The sequence below is a fragment of the Rhizobium halophilum genome (genome assembly GCF_021648825.1).
Taxonomy (GTDB): domain Bacteria; phylum Pseudomonadota; class Alphaproteobacteria; order Rhizobiales; family Rhizobiaceae; genus Neorhizobium; species Neorhizobium halophilum.
This window is the reverse complement of the sequence record NZ_JAKJHS010000007.1, coordinates 124936-144653: the sequence shown is the minus strand read 5'-3', so window position 1 is coordinate 144653 and position 19718 is coordinate 124936. Positions and strand designations below refer to the sequence as shown.

The following is a 19718-nucleotide window of genomic DNA, read 5'->3' as shown; positions in this document are numbered from 1 at the left end:
CTCAGCTTGCGATCGTGATCCGCCCATTCCCGGGAAGGCGGATCCGACGCTCAAAAACGGTCTTAGCCGCGAAATGCGGCGAAACTTCCCCTGCCCTTCCTGGCGGTCGGGCGGAGGATGGCGCGCGCTGGCTGTCAGCGCGCGCCTTGTCGGAGATTATTCGGCTGCGTCCGGCAGCACTGCGGCTGCTTCGTCGAGCTTGGAGTTTTCAAGCTCCACCGACAGACCCAGCGAGCGCATTTCCTTGACGAGAACGTTGAAGCTCTCCGGAATGCCAGCCTCGAAGGTGTCGTCGCCGCGGACGATCGCCTCGTAGACTTTGGTACGGCCTGCCACGTCGTCCGACTTCACAGTCAGCATTTCCTGCAGCGTGTAGGCGGCACCATAGGCTTCCAGGGCCCAAACCTCCATTTCGCCGAAGCGCTGGCCACCGAACTGCGCCTTGCCACCAAGCGGCTGCTGGGTGACGAGCGAGTACGGGCCGATCGAACGGGCATGGATCTTGTCGTCCACGAGGTGGTTCAACTTGATCATGTACATGTAGCCAACGGTCACCTTGCGGTCGAAGGCTTCGCCAGTCCGGCCATCGTAGAGCACCGACTGACCGGACTCATGGAGCCCTGCCTTCTTCAGCATCGCCGCAACATCCGGCTCGTGCGCGCCGTCAAAGACCGGCGTCGCAATTGATACACCGCGCTTGGACTGCTCGGCGAGACGAACAAGAGATTCGTCGTCGAAGCTTGCGACCTCATCGTTCGCCACGCTGGCGTAGGTTTCCCTCAGCTCACGCTTCAAGTCCGTGATGTCGTTCGACTTCTTGTACTCCTCAAGCATCTCGCCGATGCGCTTGCCCATGCCGGCGCAAGCCCAGGCCAGGTGCGTCTCGAGGATCTGGCCGACATTCATGCGCGAGGGCACGCCGAGCGGGTTCAGGACGATGTCGACGTGCGTGCCGTCTTCGAGGAACGGCATGTCCTCGACCGGAACGATACGCGACACGACGCCCTTGTTGCCGTGACGACCGGCCATCTTGTCGCCTGGCTGGATCTTGCGCTTCACAGCAACGAAGACCTTGACCATCTTCATGACGCCCGGAGGCATTTCGTCACCGCGCTGGACCTTCTCGACCTTGTCCATGAAGCGCTGTTCAAGGCGCGACTTGGATTCGTCGTACTGGGCCCGCAGGGCTTCGATCTCCGCCTGGACCTTTTCGTCCTCGACCGCAAACATCCACCACTGCGACCTCGGGTATTCCGAGATCACGGCGTTCGTGAGCTCGCCGCCCTTCTTGAAGCCCTTTGGACCGGCGACCGACTTCTGGCCCCGCAGCATCTCCGTCAGACGACCGTAGACGTTGCGGTCGAGAATCGCCTGTTCGTCGTCGCGGTCCTTGGCGAGGCTTTCGATTTCCTCGCGCTCGATCGCCATCGCGCGCTCGTCCTTTTCAACGCCGTGGCGGTTGAAGACGCGCACTTCGACCACTGTGCCGAAGGTGCCGGGAGGCATGCGCATGGACGTATCGCGAACGTCCGACGCCTTTTCGCCGAAGATGGCGCGCAGAAGCTTTTCTTCCGGCGTCATCGGGCTTTCGCCCTTCGGCGTGATCTTACCGACGAGAATGTCGCCAGGGGTCACTTCCGCACCGATGTAGACGATACCCGCTTCGTCGAGGTTCTTCAGCGCTTCTTCCGAAACGTTCGGAATATCACGCGTGATTTCTTCCGGACCAAGCTTGGTGTCACGCGCCATCACTTCGAATTCTTCGATGTGGATGGAGGTGAAGACGTCGTCGGACACGATGCGCTCGGAGAGCAGGATCGAGTCTTCGTAGTTGTAACCGTTCCAGGGCATGAACGCGACGAGCGCATTGCGGCCGAGAGCAAGGTCGCCGAGGTCGGTCGACGGACCGTCCGCGATGATGTCGCCCTTGTTCAGAACGTCTCCGACCGCGACCAGCGGGCGCTGATTGACGCAGGTGTTCTGGTTGGAACGCTGGAACTTCTGCAGGCGGTAGATATCGACGCCGGACTTGCCGGATTCGAGATCTTCCGTTGCACGGATAACGATACGCGTCGCATCGACCTGGTCGACCACACCGCTACGGCGAGCGGCGATAGCTGCACCGGAGTCACGCGCGACGACCGGCTCCATGCCGGTACCGACGAACGGCGCTTCAGCGCGTACCAGCGGCACGGCCTGACGCTGCATGTTGGACCCCATGAGGGCGCGGTTGGCGTCGTCGTTTTCCAGGAACGGGATGAGCGCTGCTGCGACCGAAACCAGCTGCTTGGGCGAAACGTCCATCAGGTTGATGGTGTCGCGCGGTGACAGCATGACTTCGCCGGCATGACGGCAAACAACGAACTCCTCGGCGAACTGGCCATCTTCGGTAAGTTCCGAGTTCGCCTGGGCGACGTAGTACTTCGCCTCTTCCATGGCGGACAGGTAGACGACCTCCTTCGTGACCTTGCCGTCCACGATCTTGCGGTACGGGGATTCGATAAAGCCGTACTTGTTGACGCGGGCGAAGGTCGCAAGCGAGTTGATCAGACCGATGTTGGGGCCTTCCGGCGTTTCGATCGGGCAGATGCGGCCATAGTGGGTCGGGTGAACGTCACGGACTTCGAAGCCTGCACGCTCGCGGGTCAAACCACCCGGGCCGAGAGCCGAAAGACGGCGCTTGTGGGTGATCTCCGACAGCGGGTTCACCTGGTCCATGAACTGCGACAGCTGTGAGGAGCCGAAGAATTCGCGAACGGCTGCTGCTGCCGGCTTTGCGTTGATCAGGTCCTGCGGCATGACCGTGTCGATTTCGATCGACGACATGCGCTCCTTGATGGCGCGCTCCATGCGAAGGAGACCCAGGCGATACTGGTTCTCCATCAGCTCACCGACAGAACGAACACGGCGGTTGCCGAGGTTGTCGATGTCGTCGATTTCGCCCTTGCCGTCGCGCAGCTCGACCAGCATCTTGACCACGGCCAGGATGTCTTCCTTGCGCAGCGTGCGAACGGTATCCGGAGCGTCTAGGTCCAGACGCATGTTCATCTTCACGCGGCCAACGGCAGAGAGGTCGTAGCGCTCTGCATCGAAGAACAGCGAGTTGAACATGGCTTCGGCCGAATCCATGGTCGGCGGCTCACCCGGACGCATGACGCGGTATATGTCGAACAGCGCGTCCTGGCGGTTCTCGTTCTTGTCAGCCGCAAGCGTGTTGCGGATGTAGGCGCCGACATTGATGTGGTCGATGCCAAGAACGGGGATTTCGTCAAATCCGGCATTCAGGATGACGGGAAGAGTCTTCTCGTCGAGCTCGTCGCCGGCTTCCAGATAGATCTCCCCGGTCTCGAAGTTGACGATGTCTTCGGCGAGATAGTTGCCGTAAAGATCGTCGTTCGACGCCTTGAGAGCCTTCAAGCCCTTGTCGCTCAACTGACGGAGGAGACGGGGGGTCAGCTTCTTGCCGGCTTCCACGACCACTTCGCCGGTATCGGCGTCGACCATGTCAGACAGTGCCTTGGCGCCCTTCAGCGTTTCCGGCTGGAACGGGATGCGCCAGCCTTCGCCGTCGCGGACGTAGTTCGACTTGGAATAGAAGGTCGACAGGATTTCTTCGCCGTCCATGCCGAGCGCCATCAGCAGCGACGTCGCGGGGATCTTGCGGCGACGGTCGATGCGCGCGTAGACGATGTCCTTGGCGTCGAATTCGATGTCGAGCCAAGATCCGCGATACGGAATGACGCGCGCAGCAAACAACAGCTTGCCGGACGAATGGCTCTTGCCCTTGTCATGGTCGAAGAAGACGCCCGGCGAGCGGTGCATCTGGGATACGATGACGCGTTCGGTGCCGTTCACGATGAACGTCCCGTTGTCCGTCATCAGAGGCATGTCGCCCATGTAGACCGACTGTTCCTTGATGTCCTTGATCGACTTCGCACCCGTATCCTCGTCGATATCGAACACGATGAGGCGCAGCGTCACCTTCAGGGGCGCCGCATAGGTCAGGTCGCGCTGACGGCATTCCTCGACGTCGAACTTCGGGGGCTCAAACTCATAGGATACGAATTCCAGCATCGAAGCGCCGGAGAAATCCGTGATCGGGAAAACCGACCGAAAGACGGCGTTCAGACCTTCGTCCGGACGACCACCTTCAGGCTCTTCCACCATAAGGAACTGATCATAAGATGCCTTCTGAACCTCGATCAGGTTCGGCATCTCTGTGACTTCTGGAATCTTACCGAAAAACTTGCGTACGCGCCTACGACCATTGAACGAAAGGGTCTGAGCCATCGTCGCTCCTTCAAAAATGCATCCGGGCCTGCAACAGACGGGGCTCGCTGGCCAGTCGATCCCGTCGAACATGGGTGGTTCAAATCTCGTCTCACTTCCAAACCGGCGGCCGGATTGCCGTACGATCTGGGCGGAGACCATCCTCTTGAAGAACCCATTACCCAAAAGCCGTTTCATGGGCTTTTGGGTAAAACGTTCTGCGGAAAGAACGATGGGAGAGGACCTTCGCCCTCTCCCGCCGTAGTCCGGTATTACTTAACGTCGACCTTGGCGCCGGCGTCCTCAAGCTTCTTCTTGAGGTCAGCAGCTTCAGCCTTGGAAACGCCTTCCTTGACAGCCTTCGGAGCGCCTTCGACGAGGTCCTTGGCTTCCTTGAGGCCGAGGCCGGTGATGCCGCGGACTTCCTTGATGACGTTGATCTTGTTGGCGCCGGCATCCGTGAGGATAACGTCGAACTCGGTCTTTTCTTCTTCGGCAGCAGCCGGAGCAGCACCACCGCCAGCAGCAGCAGCAGCAACCGGAGCAGCGGCAGAAACGCCCCACTTTTCTTCGAGCATCTTGGAAAGCTCAGCAGCTTCCAGAACGGTCAGCGAGGAGAGGTCTTCAACGATCTTTGCGAGATCAGCCATTTTACTAGTTCCTTTTGTATTCGGTTCGAACTGGTTTGATATCTACAGCGAAAAACCGCCTTACGCGGCTTCGTCCTTCTTTGCGTAGGCCGCAAACACGCGAGCAAGCTGAGCTGCCGGTGCCTGAACAACGCCAGCGATACGCGTTGCAGGCGTCTGGATCATGCCCAGCAGCTTTGCGCGCAGCTCGTCCAGCGAAGGCAGGGTCGCAAGCGACTTAACTGCATCGGCGCTGAGCGTGGTTGCTCCCATGGAACCACCCAGAACAACGACCTTGTCGTTGCCCTTGGCAAAATCCATGACGACCTTCGGAGCGGTGATGGGATCTTCGCTGTATGCGATGAGCGTCTGACCCTTGAACAGGTCCGACATCCCTTCCGACTCCGTGCCCTGAAGAGCGATCTTGGCCAGACGGTTCTTCGCGACTTTGACGGTGCCGCCAGCAGCGCGCATCTTTGAACGAAAATCGTTCATCTGCGCAACTGTGACACCAGCATAGTGGGCCACGACAACCGAACCGGAAGTCTTGAAGACTTCGTTCAGCTCCGTGACAAATTCGCGCTTTTCCGCTCTTTCCACTGTCTGTCTCCAGTTGACGGGACCGCAGTCCTGCAGGTCCCATCGGTTTGCCTTTGCCCCAAGGGATCTCAAAATCAAGATCCCGAGCGACGCTTGAGGATCCTGTCCCCCCGCACTGTCGCCGAAGCGGCTCCAGGCACAAGGCACACAAGGCTCGAACCGAACATCCGGACATGACGTCCGCGATGAAATCCGTTCTTACCCGTCTCATGCAGGCAAAGTGATTAAGGGTGAACCACCTGCAATCTCGGACAGGAAATCCAGGTTTCCCTGGACATTCCCGGCCCCGAAGGACCGGGAATTCTTTTGTCGGAGCCGAGCACGGCTCCGAAAGCCACTAGGCCGAAACGCTCGACGGGTCGATCTTGACCCCCGGACCCATGGTCGAGGAGATCGCTACGCGCTTGACATAGTTGCCCTTCGCACCAGCCGGCTTTGCCTTGACGACGGCGTCAGCGAAGGCCTTGATGTTTTCTTCGAGCGCCTTGGCGTCGAAGGAAGCCTTGCCGATGCCGGCGTGAACGATACCAGCCTTCTCGACGCGGAACTCCACAGCGCCGCCCTTGGAAGCCTTCACGGCGCCCGTGACGTCCATGGTCACCGTGCCGACCTTCGGGTTCGGCATCATGCCACGCGGGCCGAGAACCTTACCGAGGCGACCGACGAGCGGCATCATGTCCGGGGTCGCGATGCAACGATCGAAGTCGATCTTGCCGCCCTGGACGATTTCCAGCAGGTCTTCCGCGCCGACGATGTCTGCGCCGGCTGCCTTGGCTTCATCCGCCTTGGCACCGCGCGCGAAGACGGCAACGCGAACGTCACGGCCCGTGCCGTTCGGCAGGTTCACCACGCCGCGGACCATCTGGTCGGCATGACGCGGGTCAACGCCGAGGTTCATGGCGATCTCGATGGTCTCGTCGAACTTGGCGACAGCCCGTTCCTTGACAAGCGAAATTGCGTCGGAAAGAGCGACCAGTTTGGTCGGATCGATGCCTTCGCGGATCTTCTGAATACGCTTTGCTACCTTGGCCATGATCAACCTACCACTTCCAGGCCCATGGAGCGGGCGGAGCCCTCAACCATCAGCATTGCGCCTTCGACGTCGGCCGCGTTCAGATCCTTCATCTTGGCTTCAGCGATCGCGCGGACCTGAGCCTTGGTGATGGAGCCGGCGGTTGCGCCCTTGCCCGGGGTCTTGGAGCCGGACTGAATCTTCGCTTCCTTCTTCAGCCAGTATGTAACCGGCGGCTGCTTCATGACGAAGTTGAAGGACTTGTCCTGATAATAGGTGATGACGACCGGAATCGGCATACCCTTTTCCATTTCCTGCGTGGCGGCATTGAACGCCTTGCAGAATTCCATGATGTTAATGCCACGCTGACCAAGTGCGGGACCAATCGGCGGAGACGGATTAGCCGACCCTGCCTTGACCTGCAGCTTGAGTTGGCCTGCAACTTTCTTAGCCATTTCTCTCTGCCTTTTCTACTCTGGCCGGATATCCGACCAATGACTGCCGGCTACGCCGGCGGCTGCGGTTGCGTGGTGCGAACGGTTCCGGCCCGGCTTCAGGCCACCGTCTCCCACGCGCGTTCGGGAAGTATCCTCCCCTACCGGTCAGACCTTTTCGACCTGACCGTACTCCAGCTCGACCGGAGTGGCCCGACCGAAGATCGAAACCTCGACCTTGAGGCGCGAGCGCTCCTCGTCAACATCCTGCACGGTCCCGTTGAACGATGCGAACGGACCATCGGATACCCGAACCTGTTCGCCGATCTCGAAGCTGATCGAGGACTTCGGCCGCTCCACGCCTTCCTGGACCTGGCCGAGAATACGCTCAGCCTCATAATCCGGAATCGGTACCGGCTTGCTGTCGGACCCCAGAAAACCCGTCACCTTCGGGGTGTTCTTGATCAGGTGGTAAGCCTCGTCCGTCAGATTTGCGCGCACCAGCACGTAGCCGGGAAAGAACTTGCGCTCAGCATCAACCTTGCGGCCACGGCGAACCTCGACAACCTTTTCCGTCGGCACAAGGATCTTTTCGAACAGATGATCAAGACCCTTCTGCCGAGCCTTGTTCTCGATGTCCTCCGCCACCTTCTTTTCGAAGTTCGAATATGCGTGGACGATGTACCAACGCGCCGCCATCTTCATCTCCAAAATCAGTTGCCGATGTTCAGCACAAGGCCCATCAGCCAGGCAATAAGCTGGTCAGCGGCAAAGAAAAACAGGGCTGCGAAAATGACCATCAGCAGGACCATGGCCGTCGAAATCATCGTCTCGCGACGCGACGGCCAGGTGATCTTCGACGCTTCCGTGCGCACCTGCTGGAAGAACTGAACTGGGTTGGTTTTGGAAGCCATCAATATCCACGCCATTACGGCACGTAAAGCTGAATTCGTTCAGCCCCACGCACCGCGTGTCTGTTTTGCCCTACATAGACATCCATTTCCGCTTTCACAAGAGGAAATCAATGCCCCATGAAATGGTCGGCCGTATGGCCAACCGCCAAGCCCTCGATGTCGCTGCGTTCGCTTCGCGCGACAAGAGAAATGGCAGGGGCAGCCGGGCTTGAACCGACGACCTGCGGTTTTGGAGACCGCCGCTCTACCAACTGAGCTATACCCCTTCGAGATTCCCGCCGCGCATGCGCCGCCGGAACAGGCGGCTTAATATTGAAGTTGCCGGACAATGACAAGCACTATTCGCGGAAAAATGAACAAGGGGAAGAGTTTCTTCCGGCAGTCGCGTCACCGGCCAGAGACAATGCCGACGGACATCAAGCTGCGATCAATCGACGACCCCGTAAAACGAGTAAAAGCCCCGCCGTTGCCGGCGGGGCTTCCATCTCCCTCACGGGGAGAAATCGATTACTCGATGATCGAGGCGACGATGCCGGCGCCGACGGTGCGGCCGCCTTCGCGGATCGCGAAGCGCAGCTTTTCTTCCATCGCGATCGGAACGATCAGCTCGACATCAACGGTCACGTTGTCGCCAGGCATGACCATTTCGGTGCCTTCCGGAAGCGTCACGATGCCCGTCACGTCCGTCGTGCGGAAGTAGAACTGCGGACGGTAGTTCGTGAAGAACGGCGTGTGACGGCCGCCCTCTTCCTTCGTCAGGATGTAGGCTTCTGCCTTGAACTTCTTGTGCGGCTTGACCGTGCCGGGCTTGCACAGGATCTGGCCACGCTCGACGCCGTTGCGGTCCACACCGCGAACAAGGGCACCGATGTTGTCGCCGGCCTGGCCCTGGTCGAGCAGCTTGCGGAACATTTCAACGCCGGTAACGGTCGTCTTCGACGTGTCGCGGATGCCGACGATCTCGACTTCCTCGCCAACCTTGACGATGCCGCGCTCGACGCGACCAGTCACAACCGTGCCACGACCAGAGATCGAGAACACGTCTTCGATCGGCATCAGGAACGGCTGGTCGATCGGACGCTCAGGCGTCGGGATGTAGTCGTCCACGGCTGCCATCAGTTCGCGGATCGCGTCTTCGCCGATCTTCTTGTCCGAATCTTCCAGAGCCGCAAGAGCCGAGCCCTTGACAACCGGAATGTCGTCGCCCGGGAAGTCGTAGGACGACAGAAGTTCGCGCACTTCAAGCTCGACGAGCTCGAGAAGCTCGGCGTCGTCGACCTGGTCGACCTTGTTCAAGAACACCACGATCGCCGGAACGCCAACCTGGCGAGCAAGCAGGATGTGCTCGCGCGTCTGCGGCATCGGGCCGTCAGCGGCCGAGCAGACCAGGATCGCGCCGTCCATCTGGGCCGCACCGGTGATCATGTTCTTGACGTAGTCGGCGTGGCCGGGGCAGTCGACGTGGGCATAGTGACGGTTCGGCGTCTCGTATTCGACGTGTGCCGTCGAAATGGTGATGCCGCGCGCCTTTTCTTCAGGAGCTGCGTCGATCTGGTCGTACGCCTTGAACTCGCCGAAGTACTTCGTGATCGCCGCCGTCAAAGACGTCTTGCCGTGGTCAACGTGACCGATCGTGCCGATGTTGACGTGAGGCTTATTGCGCTCAAACTTGCTCTTTGCCATTGAATGCTTCCTGTGGACATGGATGTGGACCCGGCGCGCGGGTTTGGTGTGGCCGTTTAAGGCTTTCGCTCACGATGCGCAAGACATAAATGCGGAACACCGGAGCGGCTCGAGGACACCCTGCAGCTTCCCGCCAAAGGCGACACTCCGTCGGCTACAGCCGAAGAAATCCATACGACTTGCTCTGTTGATTGAAGCACTGCGGTTGATGCAGGCCGGCGCCGCATCTCAGCCGCCTGCTAGTCGTCTTCAGCCAATACTTTGAATCCTTCGTTCTCGAAGTAGGGTCGAGCGGCCGGCGACGTCAGGTATTCAAGATAAGGCGCTGCCGCCGGGTTGGCGGAAGCCGCCAAGACTGCGGCGGGGTAGATGATCTGCGGGTGGCTTCCTTCGGGAAAGATGCCGAGGACTGCGACCGCGGGGTCGGCGCGTGCGTCGGTCTCGTAAACGATGCCATAGGGCGCCTCCCCCCGAGAGACATATTGAAGTGCGACCCGCACATTCTCCCCGCTCGCAATCCTTTGCTCCACCCGCGTCCAGACCCCGAGCGTTTCCAAAGCCGCCTTTGCATATCTCCCGGCCGGGACCGAGTCGGGCGCTGCCATCGCGAGTTTGCCGTCGCCAAGCATGCCTACCAGAGGGAAGCCCTCTACGATATCCACGGGTGGTGTTCCCGCGGGGCCAATCAGTACGAGCCGGTTTCCGAGGAGGTTCGCGATGCTTGCCCGATCGACCAGTTCATGCTCGGACAGATATTCCATCCACGCAAGATCAGCCGAGATGAACACATCTGCGGGCGCACCGGCCTCGATCTGCTTTGCCAGCGCAGCACTCGCGGCATAGGAAACAACGACCGGGTGTCCGCTCTCTTCCGCCCAAGCGGCATTTGCGGCATCCAGGGCATTCTTCAAGCTCGCCGCCGCGAAAACCGTGACCGGCTCCTGCGCGGCAGAAGTGCCCGGCGCGGCAAGGATTGCGAGCGCGACGGCAATTGGCCACGCCCGATCCCAAAGCCGCCCAAAGATGGTGAAGGCCCTCATCTTGCCGATCCCAGGCCTAATCAAAGCCTACGGCAAGGAGCCCCCACGCCGCCAGAAACACCAGCATGATCGCCGCAGACCCCGCGAGACGCGTGGCGCGCTGGGTTGCGAATCGGAGAGCGACTTCCAGAGCAAGCCAGGCCCCCCCAAGGAGGACTGCGGCGGAGGCAAAATCCTCCCACCCCCATCGCACTTCGGGAGTGATCCGCATTGCAATCGCCGGGACGAGCAAAACCGCTGCCGCAACGGCCGACATGAGCCACCGCCACATCGGCACCTGATGCAAAAATGAAAGTCTCATCTGCGCCTCCCTCGCCGCGCATCTACCAGTGCCAAGCTTAGCGGCGCAGGATATCAGGCAGTGGGATTCAAGTACATGCAACCGGATGCTGAGAAGAGGATGCGCGGTGCATGAAGCTTGGAGCGGGTAGCGGGAATCGAACCCGCGTATTCAGCTTGGAAGGCTGCTGCTCTACCATTGAGCTATACCCGCGGATTGGTCGATCCTCAGACGGAATGGTGGAGGGAGTTGGATTTGAACCAACGTAGGCTGAGCCAACGGATTTACAGTCCGTCCCCTTTAACCACTCGGGCATCCCTCCAGTTTATCCGTCAGGATCGAGACCAAGCTCTTCAGACTGGAAGCCGTCGGCTCCCGATCTGCGCCGCGTATATGACCGCCCCTTGACCGTCTGTCAACACGGCCATGGACGCAAAAACACGAAAAAAATCTTCGGCGTAAGCGGCAGAGCCAAGGCCGCCGCGACTAGGCCGCCGCGCACGTCAAGTGTATAAGGCGGCATGAGCAAGAACGACAACAACGACAAATCCGGCCGCGACAGCCACTACGCCACCCTTCGCCGAACAGTGCGCGACGCCAGGCGGGAGCGGGGCGAAATCCCAACGCCTTCGGGACGAAAGCGCGACAGGGTGGGCGACTGGAAGGCGCCGCAACTGCAACCGGATCAGGTTTATCTTTACGGTCTCCACACGGTGCGGGCGGCGCTCGACAATCGAGACCGCAAGATCATCAAGCTTTCGGTGACGCAGAACGCCCTTGCGAAGCTGCAGCTTCCAGAACCCGGAGCCCTGCCCTACCCCATCGAACTGGTTTCGCCTCAGGACATCGACAAGATCCTCGGCCCAGACGCCATTCACCAGGGCGTCATGCTCGAAACGCGTCCACTGCCCGTGCGGCGCCTGGAGGCCCTGAAGGAGAGCCCGCTGCTGCTGGTGCTCGACCAGGTTACCGATCCTCATAACGTCGGCGCCATCATGCGTTCGGCAGTGGCATTCGGCGCAGGCGCGCTGATCACGACACAGCGACACAGCCCAACGGAATCGGGCGTGATGGCAAAGTCAGCCTCAGGCGCATTGGAGCTGATCCCCTACATCCAGATCACCAATCTGGCCAATGCGCTCGAGGAACTGCATGCACTCGGCTTTCAGACGATCGGCCTCGATTCGGAAGGTCCCGCCCCGCTGGAAGGCACGTTCACCGCAGACAAGATTGCTCTTGTCCTCGGCTCCGAAGGCAAGGGGTTGCGACAGAAAACGCGTGAGACGGTCAAGGCATTGGCACGGCTCGACATGCCGGGGGCTATCAAGTCCTTGAATGTGTCGAATGCCGCTGCTGTCGCCCTCTATGCTGCGCAGGCCCACCTGGTGCGCCATGCCCCATCTTCCGCGTGACCAGCGGCGGCATGAGCGACGCGGATCTTCTTGAGGCATTCCAAACGGCCGCCCTCCTCGCAGGGCGTGCGATCCTGGATTTTTACCAGCAGAAGCCGGCGGTGGCGGAAAAGGCGGATCATTCCCCGGTCACGGAAGCGGATGAGCGGGCGGAGCGAATCATCCTCGAGCACCTTTGGAAGATTGCGCCGGACCTTCCGGTGATCGCAGAAGAGGAAGTTGCCAGAGGCAATATCCCGCAGATCGGCGCGCGTTTTGTCCTCGTCGACGCTCTGGACGGAACGCGGGAATTCATCGCGCAACGGTCGGAGTTCACCGTCAACATCGCCCTCATTCAGAACGGAATACCGACGCTCGGCTTCGTTTACGCCCCAGCACAAGCCGTCGCCTACTGCGGGAGCGGAGCAGGTGCAAAGCGGCTCCACGTCGATGCCGACTTTCGGGTCGTTGCGCAGCACGCAATCTGCGTCCGCAAGATGCCGCTTAGCCCCCTGGCTCTTTCAAGCCGCTCGCACGAGTCCTGTCAAACGATCGACTACCTGCAGCGAAACGGGATCACGCAGGTTCGCCGGCTCGGCTCATCGCTCAAGTTCTGCCTCGTCGCAGAGGGAGCGGCGGACCTTTATCCCCGCTTCGGCCGCACCATGGAATGGGACACGGCCGCTGGCGATGCCGTACTGCGGGCCGCCGGAGGATTTGTAAAGACACTGGAGGGGGCGGCTCTCACCTATGGCAAGACCGCCCGCGTCGGTCAGGACGATTTCGTCAATCCCGATTTCATCGCGTCAGGCGGATGACATTCGCAGCTTCGATGAGGATCACATCTGATGGGAAAAGATGGTCCCCCCGCAAGGTTCCAACTCGCGACCCCTGATTACAAATCATGGAGAAAGGCTTGCAACATAGGGCGTTCAGGTTCCTATGTTGCGTTCATGTTGCATCAAGCCAGCACGAAGTCGGCTGCAGCAGCCAATTCGGAGCCGTCATCGTCACGTGGAAAGAGGTGCCCGTAGGTGTCCATGGTCATGGCAATGGTGGAGTGCCCCATGCGCTCTTAGGGATTTAGACCATGGCAGTCACGAATATGATACCGACAGAGCAGGAAGTCTCGACTGTAGACGCCGAAACAGCGCTACAGAAGCTTGCTCGGCTTCAGGAGGAGGCGCAGACCGCCGCTCAGAGTCATTCAATCAACCGCCAAAAATTAGAGTTGATGACAATGAAGGAGCTGAACATACTCCATAGTGCCGTCGATCCTGCGACTGAGGCTCTCGTGGGCGTTCTTTGCCAGCCTCGGAGCAGCAACGAGGCGGACGACCGCTATAACGGGGCCGGAAACGAGATCAGCGATCTCATTGACCACCTGGATCGCTACAAGACCACGATCCTCGACGTGACGAAGCACTCTGAACCAACAACAGTCAATGAGGTGAGAGACAGGGCGTGGCTACTCCTACGAGCGGAAACCCAATACGAGGAGTGCCTATACCAATTCACAAAGCTTGTGGGTGAGCAGGTCGCCCTGTTGGCGGAGGTGGGATTTGCAGAGCGGCGGCAGAAACTCTGACGAGCGTAGATCTAGTCCTCCGCGCTGGCTGGCGCCTCCTTCTGCGCTAGCTGAGATCTCCCCTCCTCGATAGCCGCCTTCTTCTCAGCGGCTATCGCACGAACCGAAGCGAGCCTTTTCTCCCTTTTGTCACGCGCCACATACCATTCATCGAAGAGCATCTCGATCAGTTCGATGAGAGCTTGGGCTTCGCCTGGATCAACCTCGACGATTAAGTTGATGTCTTTCTCCATATGTGCGCCGATGTTGCCGATATCGCGCACGGCATCGATGGCGTCGATCGTCTCAGCCTCTACGCCCTTTGGTCCCCGCCCTTCGTCCAGTTGCTTCTTCAGTTCCCGGATCTCGTCGATCAAGCGCGAGCGAGATATACCACAGAAGTCTCTGATCATGCCCTGTAGGCATCGTCGAGCTAAGGTGGCGGCAGCCTTTGGGCTATGATCGCGGATGAGACATGCTTCCTGATAGTCTTCCCGCAAGGGCGCCGGAATGTATTCAGGCTGGACCTTAGACGACCCCATGGGTCTCAAAATTCCATTTCGCTATCTGAGTCAATGGGACCCACTGACTGCTTCGTATGGCGAACGTGGAGAACGTTACCTCAAGGAAAACTTCGTTGCAGTCTGAGTTCACACAACGAATGGCGAAGACACTTGCACCGACGTCGCCATATTTGCTCTTTCCGAAGTGCATCTTGTTGTATTCATGGTGATAACTTTCGTCCAGCACGATTTGGTGTCGCTCACAGAACGGGCAGGACCACTGAAAAGACGCCATCTTACCTCAATCAAAAATGTTGCAATCCATGTCGCACGGATTTGCCGAGTGTGACGGGAAACCATCGGAAATCAAGGGGAATAGGTTGCAACATCGATGCAACATGATTCTGAGAGAAGTGACGCTAAGCCATTGAAAAGAATGGTGCCCCCGGCAAGGTTCGAACTCGCGACCCCCTGATTACAAATCAGGTGCTCTACCAACTGAGCTACAAGGGCAATCCATGGCTGCCGAGTTAGCAGATTCTGATGTTCTGTAAAGGGAAATCTGCCCTTCCCCTGTTCAAAACTCCACGCAAGACCAAAGCGGGCACCGTACCAGCCTGCGACGCAAACCCCTTGTCGACAAAGGAGGTTCCTGTCTAGGTAAGCGGACTTCAATGAGGCATGCCATGTCGATCCGAGCCAATTCAATCTTCTTTGCCGCATCCTCTTCTCCAGAGGCGATTGCGGCTCGAGACGAGTTGATCCACCTTTATGGAAACGCTCCAATGGCGGACGCCGACGTTATCGTGGCACTGGGCGGCGACGGTTTCATGCTGCATACGCTGCACGAGACCATGAGTTCGGGCAAGGCGGTCTACGGCATGAACTGCGGCTCGGTCGGCTTCCTCATGAACGACTTTCGCACGGACCAGTTGCGGGAGCGCATCGAGGCGGCCCTGGAAAACGTACTGCACCCCCTCCAGATGAAAACCACCAATGCCGACGGCACCAAGTCCATCGCGCTTGCCATCAACGAGGTGTACCTCTTCCGCCAGTCATACCAGGCGGCCAAGTTGAGGGTAGAGATCGACGGGCGGGTTCGGCTAGAGGAGCTTATCTGCGACGGCTTGATGATTGCGACACCTGCAGGTTCCACAGCCTACAACCTCTCCGCTCATGGTCCGATCTTGCCGCTCGAAGCCCCGCTTCTTGCCATGACACCTGTCAGTGCGTTTCGTCCCCGCCGTTGGCGAGGCGCGCTCCTTCCGGACCATGTCAGGGTCGACATCCACATCCTGGAACCCGACAAACGCCCGGCAAACGCCGTCGCCGACAACACAGAGGTTAAGTCGGTCCTGCATGTTGAGATCGCTCAGTCAGAAGACATGACTGCACGCATCCTTTCCGACCGCGACCATTCGTGGTCCGACCGGATCCTTGCAGAGCAATTTAACAACTGAGACACGGCAGCAGGTTGTTTAACAAAAACGGCCACCCGGGGGTGGCCGCTTGAAGTCTAGAGGCTTTGCCGAACCTCAGTCGACATCGGCGATCTCGCCTGCGTCCTTGCCGCTGATGCGATGCGCCAGCGCAGCTTCCATAAACGGGTTCAATTCGCCGTTCAGAACGTCGTCAGGTGCGGTGCTTTCCACGCCGGTGCGCAGATCCTTCACCAACTGATAGGGCTGCAGAACGTATGACCGGATCTGATGGCCCCAGCCGATGTCCGTCTTGGAAGCCGCCTCCGCGTTGGCCGCTTCCTCGCGCTTCTTCAACTCCGCCTCGTAGAGACGAGCGCGCAGCATGTCCCAGGCCTTGGCCCGGTTCTTGTGCTGAGACCGCTCCTGCTGGCAGGCGACCACGATACCCGTCGGGATGTGCGTGATCCGCACCGCCGAATCGGTCGTGTTGACGTGCTGGCCGCCTGCACCGGAGGATCGATACGTATCGATCCGGCAATCGCTCTCGTTGACCTCGATGTTGATCGAGTCGTCGACGACGGGATAAACCCAGGTCGAGGAAAATGAGGTGTGGCGACGCGCATTGCTGTCGTAGGGCGAAATCCGGACCAGGCGATGGACGCCCGATTCAGTCTTCAACCAGCCATAGGCATTGTGGCCCTTGACGAGGATTGTTGCCGACTTGATCCCCGCTTCTTCGCCCTCGTGGACCTCGAGCACCTCGACCTTGAAGCCCTGCTTTTCCGCCCAACGGATATACATGCGCAACAACATATTGGCCCAGTCCTGGGACTCGGTGCCGCCGGCGCCGGAATGGACTTCGACGTAGGTGTCATTCGAATCCGCCTCACCGGAGAGCATCGCCTCGACCTGGCGACGGTCCGCTTCGGCCTTCAGCGCCTTCAGCGCCTCCTCGGCCTCCTTGACAACGCTCGCGTCGCCCTCTTCCTCGCCGAGCTCGATCAGTTCGACATTGTCGTTGAGCTGCTGTTCGAGCCGCTTTACGCCGGCGATGCTGTCATCGAGCTGCTGGCGCTCGCGCATCAAGCCCTGCGCCTCCGTGGCGTCATTCCAGAGGTTGGGATCCTCTGCCTTGTTGTTCAACCAGTCCAGTCGTCTTACCGCCTGATCCCAGTCAAAGATGCCTCCTCAGCAGGCTTATGGCCTGCTTGATTTCGTCGACTACACCGATGATTTCGGCCCGCATGGCTCTCTTTCTTGTTCTTGCTATATCAAAGACGGGGTGGACATAAGCGGGCAAGACGCGGATGTAAAGGCCGCGCCACACCCTGTCGCCCGGCTTAGAAAAGCCCGGCTGCGCCCGAGGTAACGGCCTGCTGGGCCTGCGGTGAGGTCTCCAGAATTTGCTCGGGCGGCAGGTACTCGGTATCCCCGATGACTGCAAAAACGTCTGCAGGTCCGGTGCCAGGCTTGAAGGCTTCCACAATCGTATCGGGTTCGCCTTCGAAGGCCATCATGCCGGTGGCGCGGTTCACGGGAACGAACTGCATACCCTCCGGAACGTGGAACTGCTCGGCCGGCAGGCGCTGAACCGCCTTCTCCATGAAATCGGCGAAGATCGGTGCGGCAAGGCCGCTGCCAGTACCGCCGCGGCCAAGAGGCGCCGGGGTATCAAAGCCGATGTACACGCCAGCAACGAGGTTCGGCGTGAAGCCGACGAACCAGGCGTCCTTCTCGTCGTTGGTGGTTCCGGTCTTGCCTGCAACCGGACGATCGGTGATGTTGATCTTGCCTGCCGCCGTGCCACGCTTGACCACGCCCTCCATCATGGAGGTGATCTGATAGGCGGTCATCGGGTCGAGCACCTGCTCGCGATTGTCGACCAGGATCGGCTCATCCTGACCGTTCCAAGCCGTGGCGTTGCAGCCATCGCAGGTACGCTCCTCGTGGCGGAAGATCGTGTTACCGTAGCGATCCTGGATGCGGTCGATGACGGTCGGCTTGATCTGCTTGCCGCCGTTGGCGATGACGGCGTAGGCGGCGGCCATGCGTAGCACGGTGGTTTCACCGGAACCGAGGGACATGGCCAGCACGGGCAACATCTTGTCGTAGATGCCGAAGCGTTCCGCGTACTCGGCCACCAGTTCCATACCCATGTCCTGAGCGAGCCGGACGGTCATCTGGTTACGGGATTTTTCAATGCCAAGTCGCAGGGTCTGCGGGCCGGCTGATCCGCCACCATAGTTTTCCGGGCGCCAGACCTGTCCTCCCGAAACCATTTCGATCGGCGCGTCGAGAATGACCGAAGCGGGGGTATAGCCATTGTCCAGCGCTGCCGCGTAGACGAACGGCTTGAATGCTGACCCAGGCTGACGCATCGCCTGCGTGGCACGGTTGAATTCTGACTGCCCATAGGAGAAGCCGCCGACCATCGCAAGAACGCGACCGGTATTGGGATCCATGGCGACGAAACCGCCCTGAACCTTCGGCGGCTGGCGAAGCCGAAACTGGCCTTCCTCATCGGCGATTTCCTCTACATAGACCACATCGCCGGGCTCAAGGACGCCTTCGGGCGATTTCGCAGTTTTGCGCTCGCCTTTGGCGTCGCGATAGGCCCACTTCATGTTCTCCGCTTTAATGAAGCCGACCTTACGTGGTTCCTCGACCTGACCGCCGCTATCGGTGGTCGGCCGAAGGCCGATATCGGCCCCCTCGGACGAAACTGCGGTGACCACGGCCAGATGCCACTCCGGCACGTCCCGCAGCCCCTCCATCTTGCTGAGCTCGGCGCCCCAGTCGCCTGCCACGCTGATCTTCTTCAGGGGGCCGTGAAAACCGCGCCGCTCGTCATAATTGACCAGTCCATTGTGAAGGGCGGCACGCGCCAGAACCTGAAGTTCCGGATCCAGCGAGGTGCGAACGGAGAGCCCCCCTTCGTAGAGGGTATCGTCCCCGTACTTCTCCATGATTTGCCGGCGAACGGCCTCAGCAAAGTAATCCGACGCGAAAAGATGTGTGCCGCCTCGACGGGGATTGACGCCCAGCGGCTGCTTCTTTGCCTCGCTAGCATCGCTCGGCGTGATGTAGCCGTTCTCTGCCATACGATCGATGACCCAATTTCGGCGCTCGATCGCAGCTGCCTCACGACGATAGGGGTGATAGTTGTTGGGGCCCTTGGGCAGCGCCGCGAGATAAGCCGACTCTGCGATCGTCAGTTCCGTCACTGACTTATCGAAGTAGGTCAATGCTGCCCCGGCGATACCATAGGAGTTCAGTCCGAAGAAAATCTCATTCAGATAAAGTTCGAGGATCTTGTCCTTCGAGTAGGTCTGCTCGATGCGGAAGGAAAGAATGGCTTCCTTTACCTTGCGGTCGATCGTCTGATCGTTGCTGAGCAAGAAGTTCTTCGCCACCTGCTGCGTAATGGTTGATGCGCCTTCGGGACGGCGACCGGAGCCCAGGTTCTGGAAGTTATTGACGATGGCGCGCGCCAGACCGGCAGGATCGATACCAGGGTGGTTGTAGAAGTTCTTGTCTTCAGCCGAGAGGAAAGCAGCTTTGACCCGATCGGGGATCGCCTGAATCGGCAGGAAAAGACGCCGCTCACGGGCATATTCAGCCATCAAAGCGCCGTTGCCGGCATGCACACGCGTAGCGACCGGTGGTTCGTAGGAATTCAGGACTTCGTAATTTGGCAGATCTCTTGAGACGCCGGCGAGGTAGATCCCCGCAACGGCCGCGACGCCCAGAAACGCTACGCACGCGAGTCCAAAGAAATACCCAATGAGTCTGATCATATCGAAGCTACCGTTCGGCTAAAAATTCGGTGCCGCAACACCATCGCACGAATAACCCGGTTTTGCATGGCAAGTGTCCCGGCGCAAGCCGGCGAGACCGCTGTGTCCGAGTCACGTCGTTTCCATAGCGACTAATGGGGGGAATGTGAGCAAAATAGGGCCCTTGTCCCCCGGGATA

Annotated in this window: 17 protein-coding genes and 4 tRNA genes; 4 read left to right on the top strand and 17 right to left on the bottom strand. The window is 59.6% G+C overall.

Features of this window, described 5'->3' with window-relative positions; translation table 11 throughout:
• Positions 1-156: 156 nt before the first annotated feature.
• The 13 genes from rpoB to LXM96_RS14505 form a co-directional block, all read right to left on the bottom strand.
• The gene (gene rpoB, locus LXM96_RS14565; protein WP_239999280.1) at positions 157-4290 is read right to left on the bottom strand and encodes a DNA-directed RNA polymerase subunit beta; all 4134 of its coding nucleotides are present in this window, start codon (positions 4288-4290) and stop codon (positions 157-159) included.
• 251 nt (positions 4291-4541) lie between these two features.
• Positions 4542-4919, bottom strand: coding sequence for a 50S ribosomal protein L7/L12 (rplL, locus tag LXM96_RS14560; RefSeq protein ID WP_239999279.1), 378 nt, complete (start codon positions 4917-4919; stop codon positions 4542-4544).
• Between the two features lie 60 nt (positions 4920-4979).
• Positions 4980-5498: a 50S ribosomal protein L10 gene (gene rplJ, locus LXM96_RS14555; RefSeq protein ID WP_239999278.1), complete on the bottom strand. Its 519-nt coding sequence runs from the start codon at positions 5496-5498 to the stop codon at positions 4980-4982.
• Between the two features lie 337 nt (positions 5499-5835).
• The gene (gene rplA, locus LXM96_RS14550; RefSeq protein WP_239999277.1) at positions 5836-6531 is read right to left on the bottom strand and encodes a 50S ribosomal protein L1; all 696 of its coding nucleotides are present in this window, start codon (positions 6529-6531) and stop codon (positions 5836-5838) included.
• Between the two features lie 2 nt (positions 6532-6533).
• Positions 6534-6965 (bottom strand): 50S ribosomal protein L11, encoded by a 432-nt coding sequence (gene rplK / locus LXM96_RS14545; protein ID WP_239999276.1) that lies wholly within the window; start codon positions 6963-6965, stop codon positions 6534-6536.
• A gap of 147 nt (positions 6966-7112) precedes the next feature.
• Entirely contained in the window at positions 7113-7643 is a 531-nt protein-coding gene (gene nusG, locus LXM96_RS14540; RefSeq protein ID WP_239999275.1) for a transcription termination/antitermination protein NusG, read from the bottom strand.
• A gap of 14 nt (positions 7644-7657) precedes the next feature.
• Positions 7658-7858: a preprotein translocase subunit SecE gene (gene secE, locus LXM96_RS14535; RefSeq protein ID WP_239999274.1), complete on the bottom strand. Its 201-nt coding sequence runs from the start codon at positions 7856-7858 to the stop codon at positions 7658-7660.
• 190 nt (positions 7859-8048) lie between these two features.
• Positions 8049-8124, bottom strand: a tRNA-Trp gene (locus LXM96_RS14530).
• A 241-nt stretch (positions 8125-8365) separates the two neighbouring features.
• Entirely contained in the window at positions 8366-9541 is a 1176-nt protein-coding gene (tuf, locus tag LXM96_RS14525; protein WP_239999273.1) for an elongation factor Tu, read from the bottom strand.
• A 239-nt stretch (positions 9542-9780) separates the two neighbouring features.
• Complete coding sequence (gene modA / locus LXM96_RS14520; RefSeq protein ID WP_239999272.1) at positions 9781-10581, bottom strand: molybdate ABC transporter substrate-binding protein; 801 nt, start codon at positions 10579-10581, stop codon at positions 9781-9783.
• A 16-nt stretch (positions 10582-10597) separates the two neighbouring features.
• Positions 10598-10882 (bottom strand): hypothetical protein, encoded by a 285-nt coding sequence (locus tag LXM96_RS14515; protein ID WP_239999271.1) that lies wholly within the window; start codon positions 10880-10882, stop codon positions 10598-10600.
• A 118-nt stretch (positions 10883-11000) separates the two neighbouring features.
• Positions 11001-11074, bottom strand: a tRNA-Gly gene (locus LXM96_RS14510).
• Positions 11075-11098: 24 nt separating this feature from the next.
• Positions 11099-11183 (bottom strand) — tRNA-Tyr (locus LXM96_RS14505).
• 199 nt (positions 11184-11382) lie between these two features.
• Between LXM96_RS14505 and rlmB the strand changes: the two genes are divergently transcribed.
• The 3 genes from rlmB to LXM96_RS14490 all read left to right on the top strand — a co-directional run bounded on the left by rlmB (position 11383) and on the right by LXM96_RS14490 (position 13840).
• Entirely contained in the window at positions 11383-12273 is an 891-nt protein-coding gene (gene rlmB / locus LXM96_RS14500) for a 23S rRNA (guanosine(2251)-2'-O)-methyltransferase RlmB (RefSeq protein WP_239999270.1), read from the top strand.
• Positions 12274-12284: 11 nt separating this feature from the next.
• Positions 12285-13070 carry a 3'(2'),5'-bisphosphate nucleotidase CysQ gene (gene cysQ, locus LXM96_RS14495; RefSeq protein WP_239999269.1) on the top strand — a complete coding sequence of 262 codons (786 nt, stop codon included), beginning with the start codon at positions 12285-12287 and terminating at the stop codon, positions 13068-13070.
• Positions 13071-13342: 272 nt separating this feature from the next.
• Positions 13343-13840 (top strand): hypothetical protein, encoded by a 498-nt coding sequence (locus tag LXM96_RS14490; RefSeq protein ID WP_239999268.1) that lies wholly within the window; start codon positions 13343-13345, stop codon positions 13838-13840.
• Between the two features lie 11 nt (positions 13841-13851).
• Here LXM96_RS14490 and LXM96_RS14485 read toward each other — a convergent pair whose 3' ends face one another.
• The gene (locus tag LXM96_RS14485) at positions 13852-14361 is read right to left on the bottom strand and encodes a DUF4145 domain-containing protein (RefSeq protein WP_239999267.1); all 510 of its coding nucleotides are present in this window, start codon (positions 14359-14361) and stop codon (positions 13852-13854) included.
• Positions 14362-14759: 398 nt separating this feature from the next.
• A tRNA-Thr gene (locus LXM96_RS14480) sits at positions 14760-14835 on the bottom strand.
• Positions 14836-15008: 173 nt separating this feature from the next.
• On the opposite strand from LXM96_RS14480, the gene LXM96_RS14475 reads away from it, so the two are divergent.
• Complete coding sequence (locus tag LXM96_RS14475) at positions 15009-15782, top strand: NAD kinase (RefSeq protein WP_239999266.1); 774 nt, start codon at positions 15009-15011, stop codon at positions 15780-15782.
• Positions 15783-15857: 75 nt separating this feature from the next.
• Here the strand turns inward: LXM96_RS14475 and prfB are convergent.
• Positions 15858-16989, bottom strand: a protein-coding gene (gene prfB / locus LXM96_RS14470; protein ID WP_239999265.1) for a peptide chain release factor 2 whose coding sequence is annotated in 2 segments (ribosomal slippage) — positions 15858-16919 and positions 16921-16989 — 1131 coding nt in all. Because the reading frame shifts where the segments join, the coding sequence is not laid out codon by codon here.
• Positions 16990-17083: 94 nt separating this feature from the next.
• Positions 17084-19540, bottom strand: a complete 2457-nt coding sequence (locus tag LXM96_RS14465) for a penicillin-binding protein 1A (protein WP_239999264.1) — start codon at positions 19538-19540, stop codon at positions 17084-17086.
• Positions 19541-19718 lie beyond the last annotated feature (178 nt).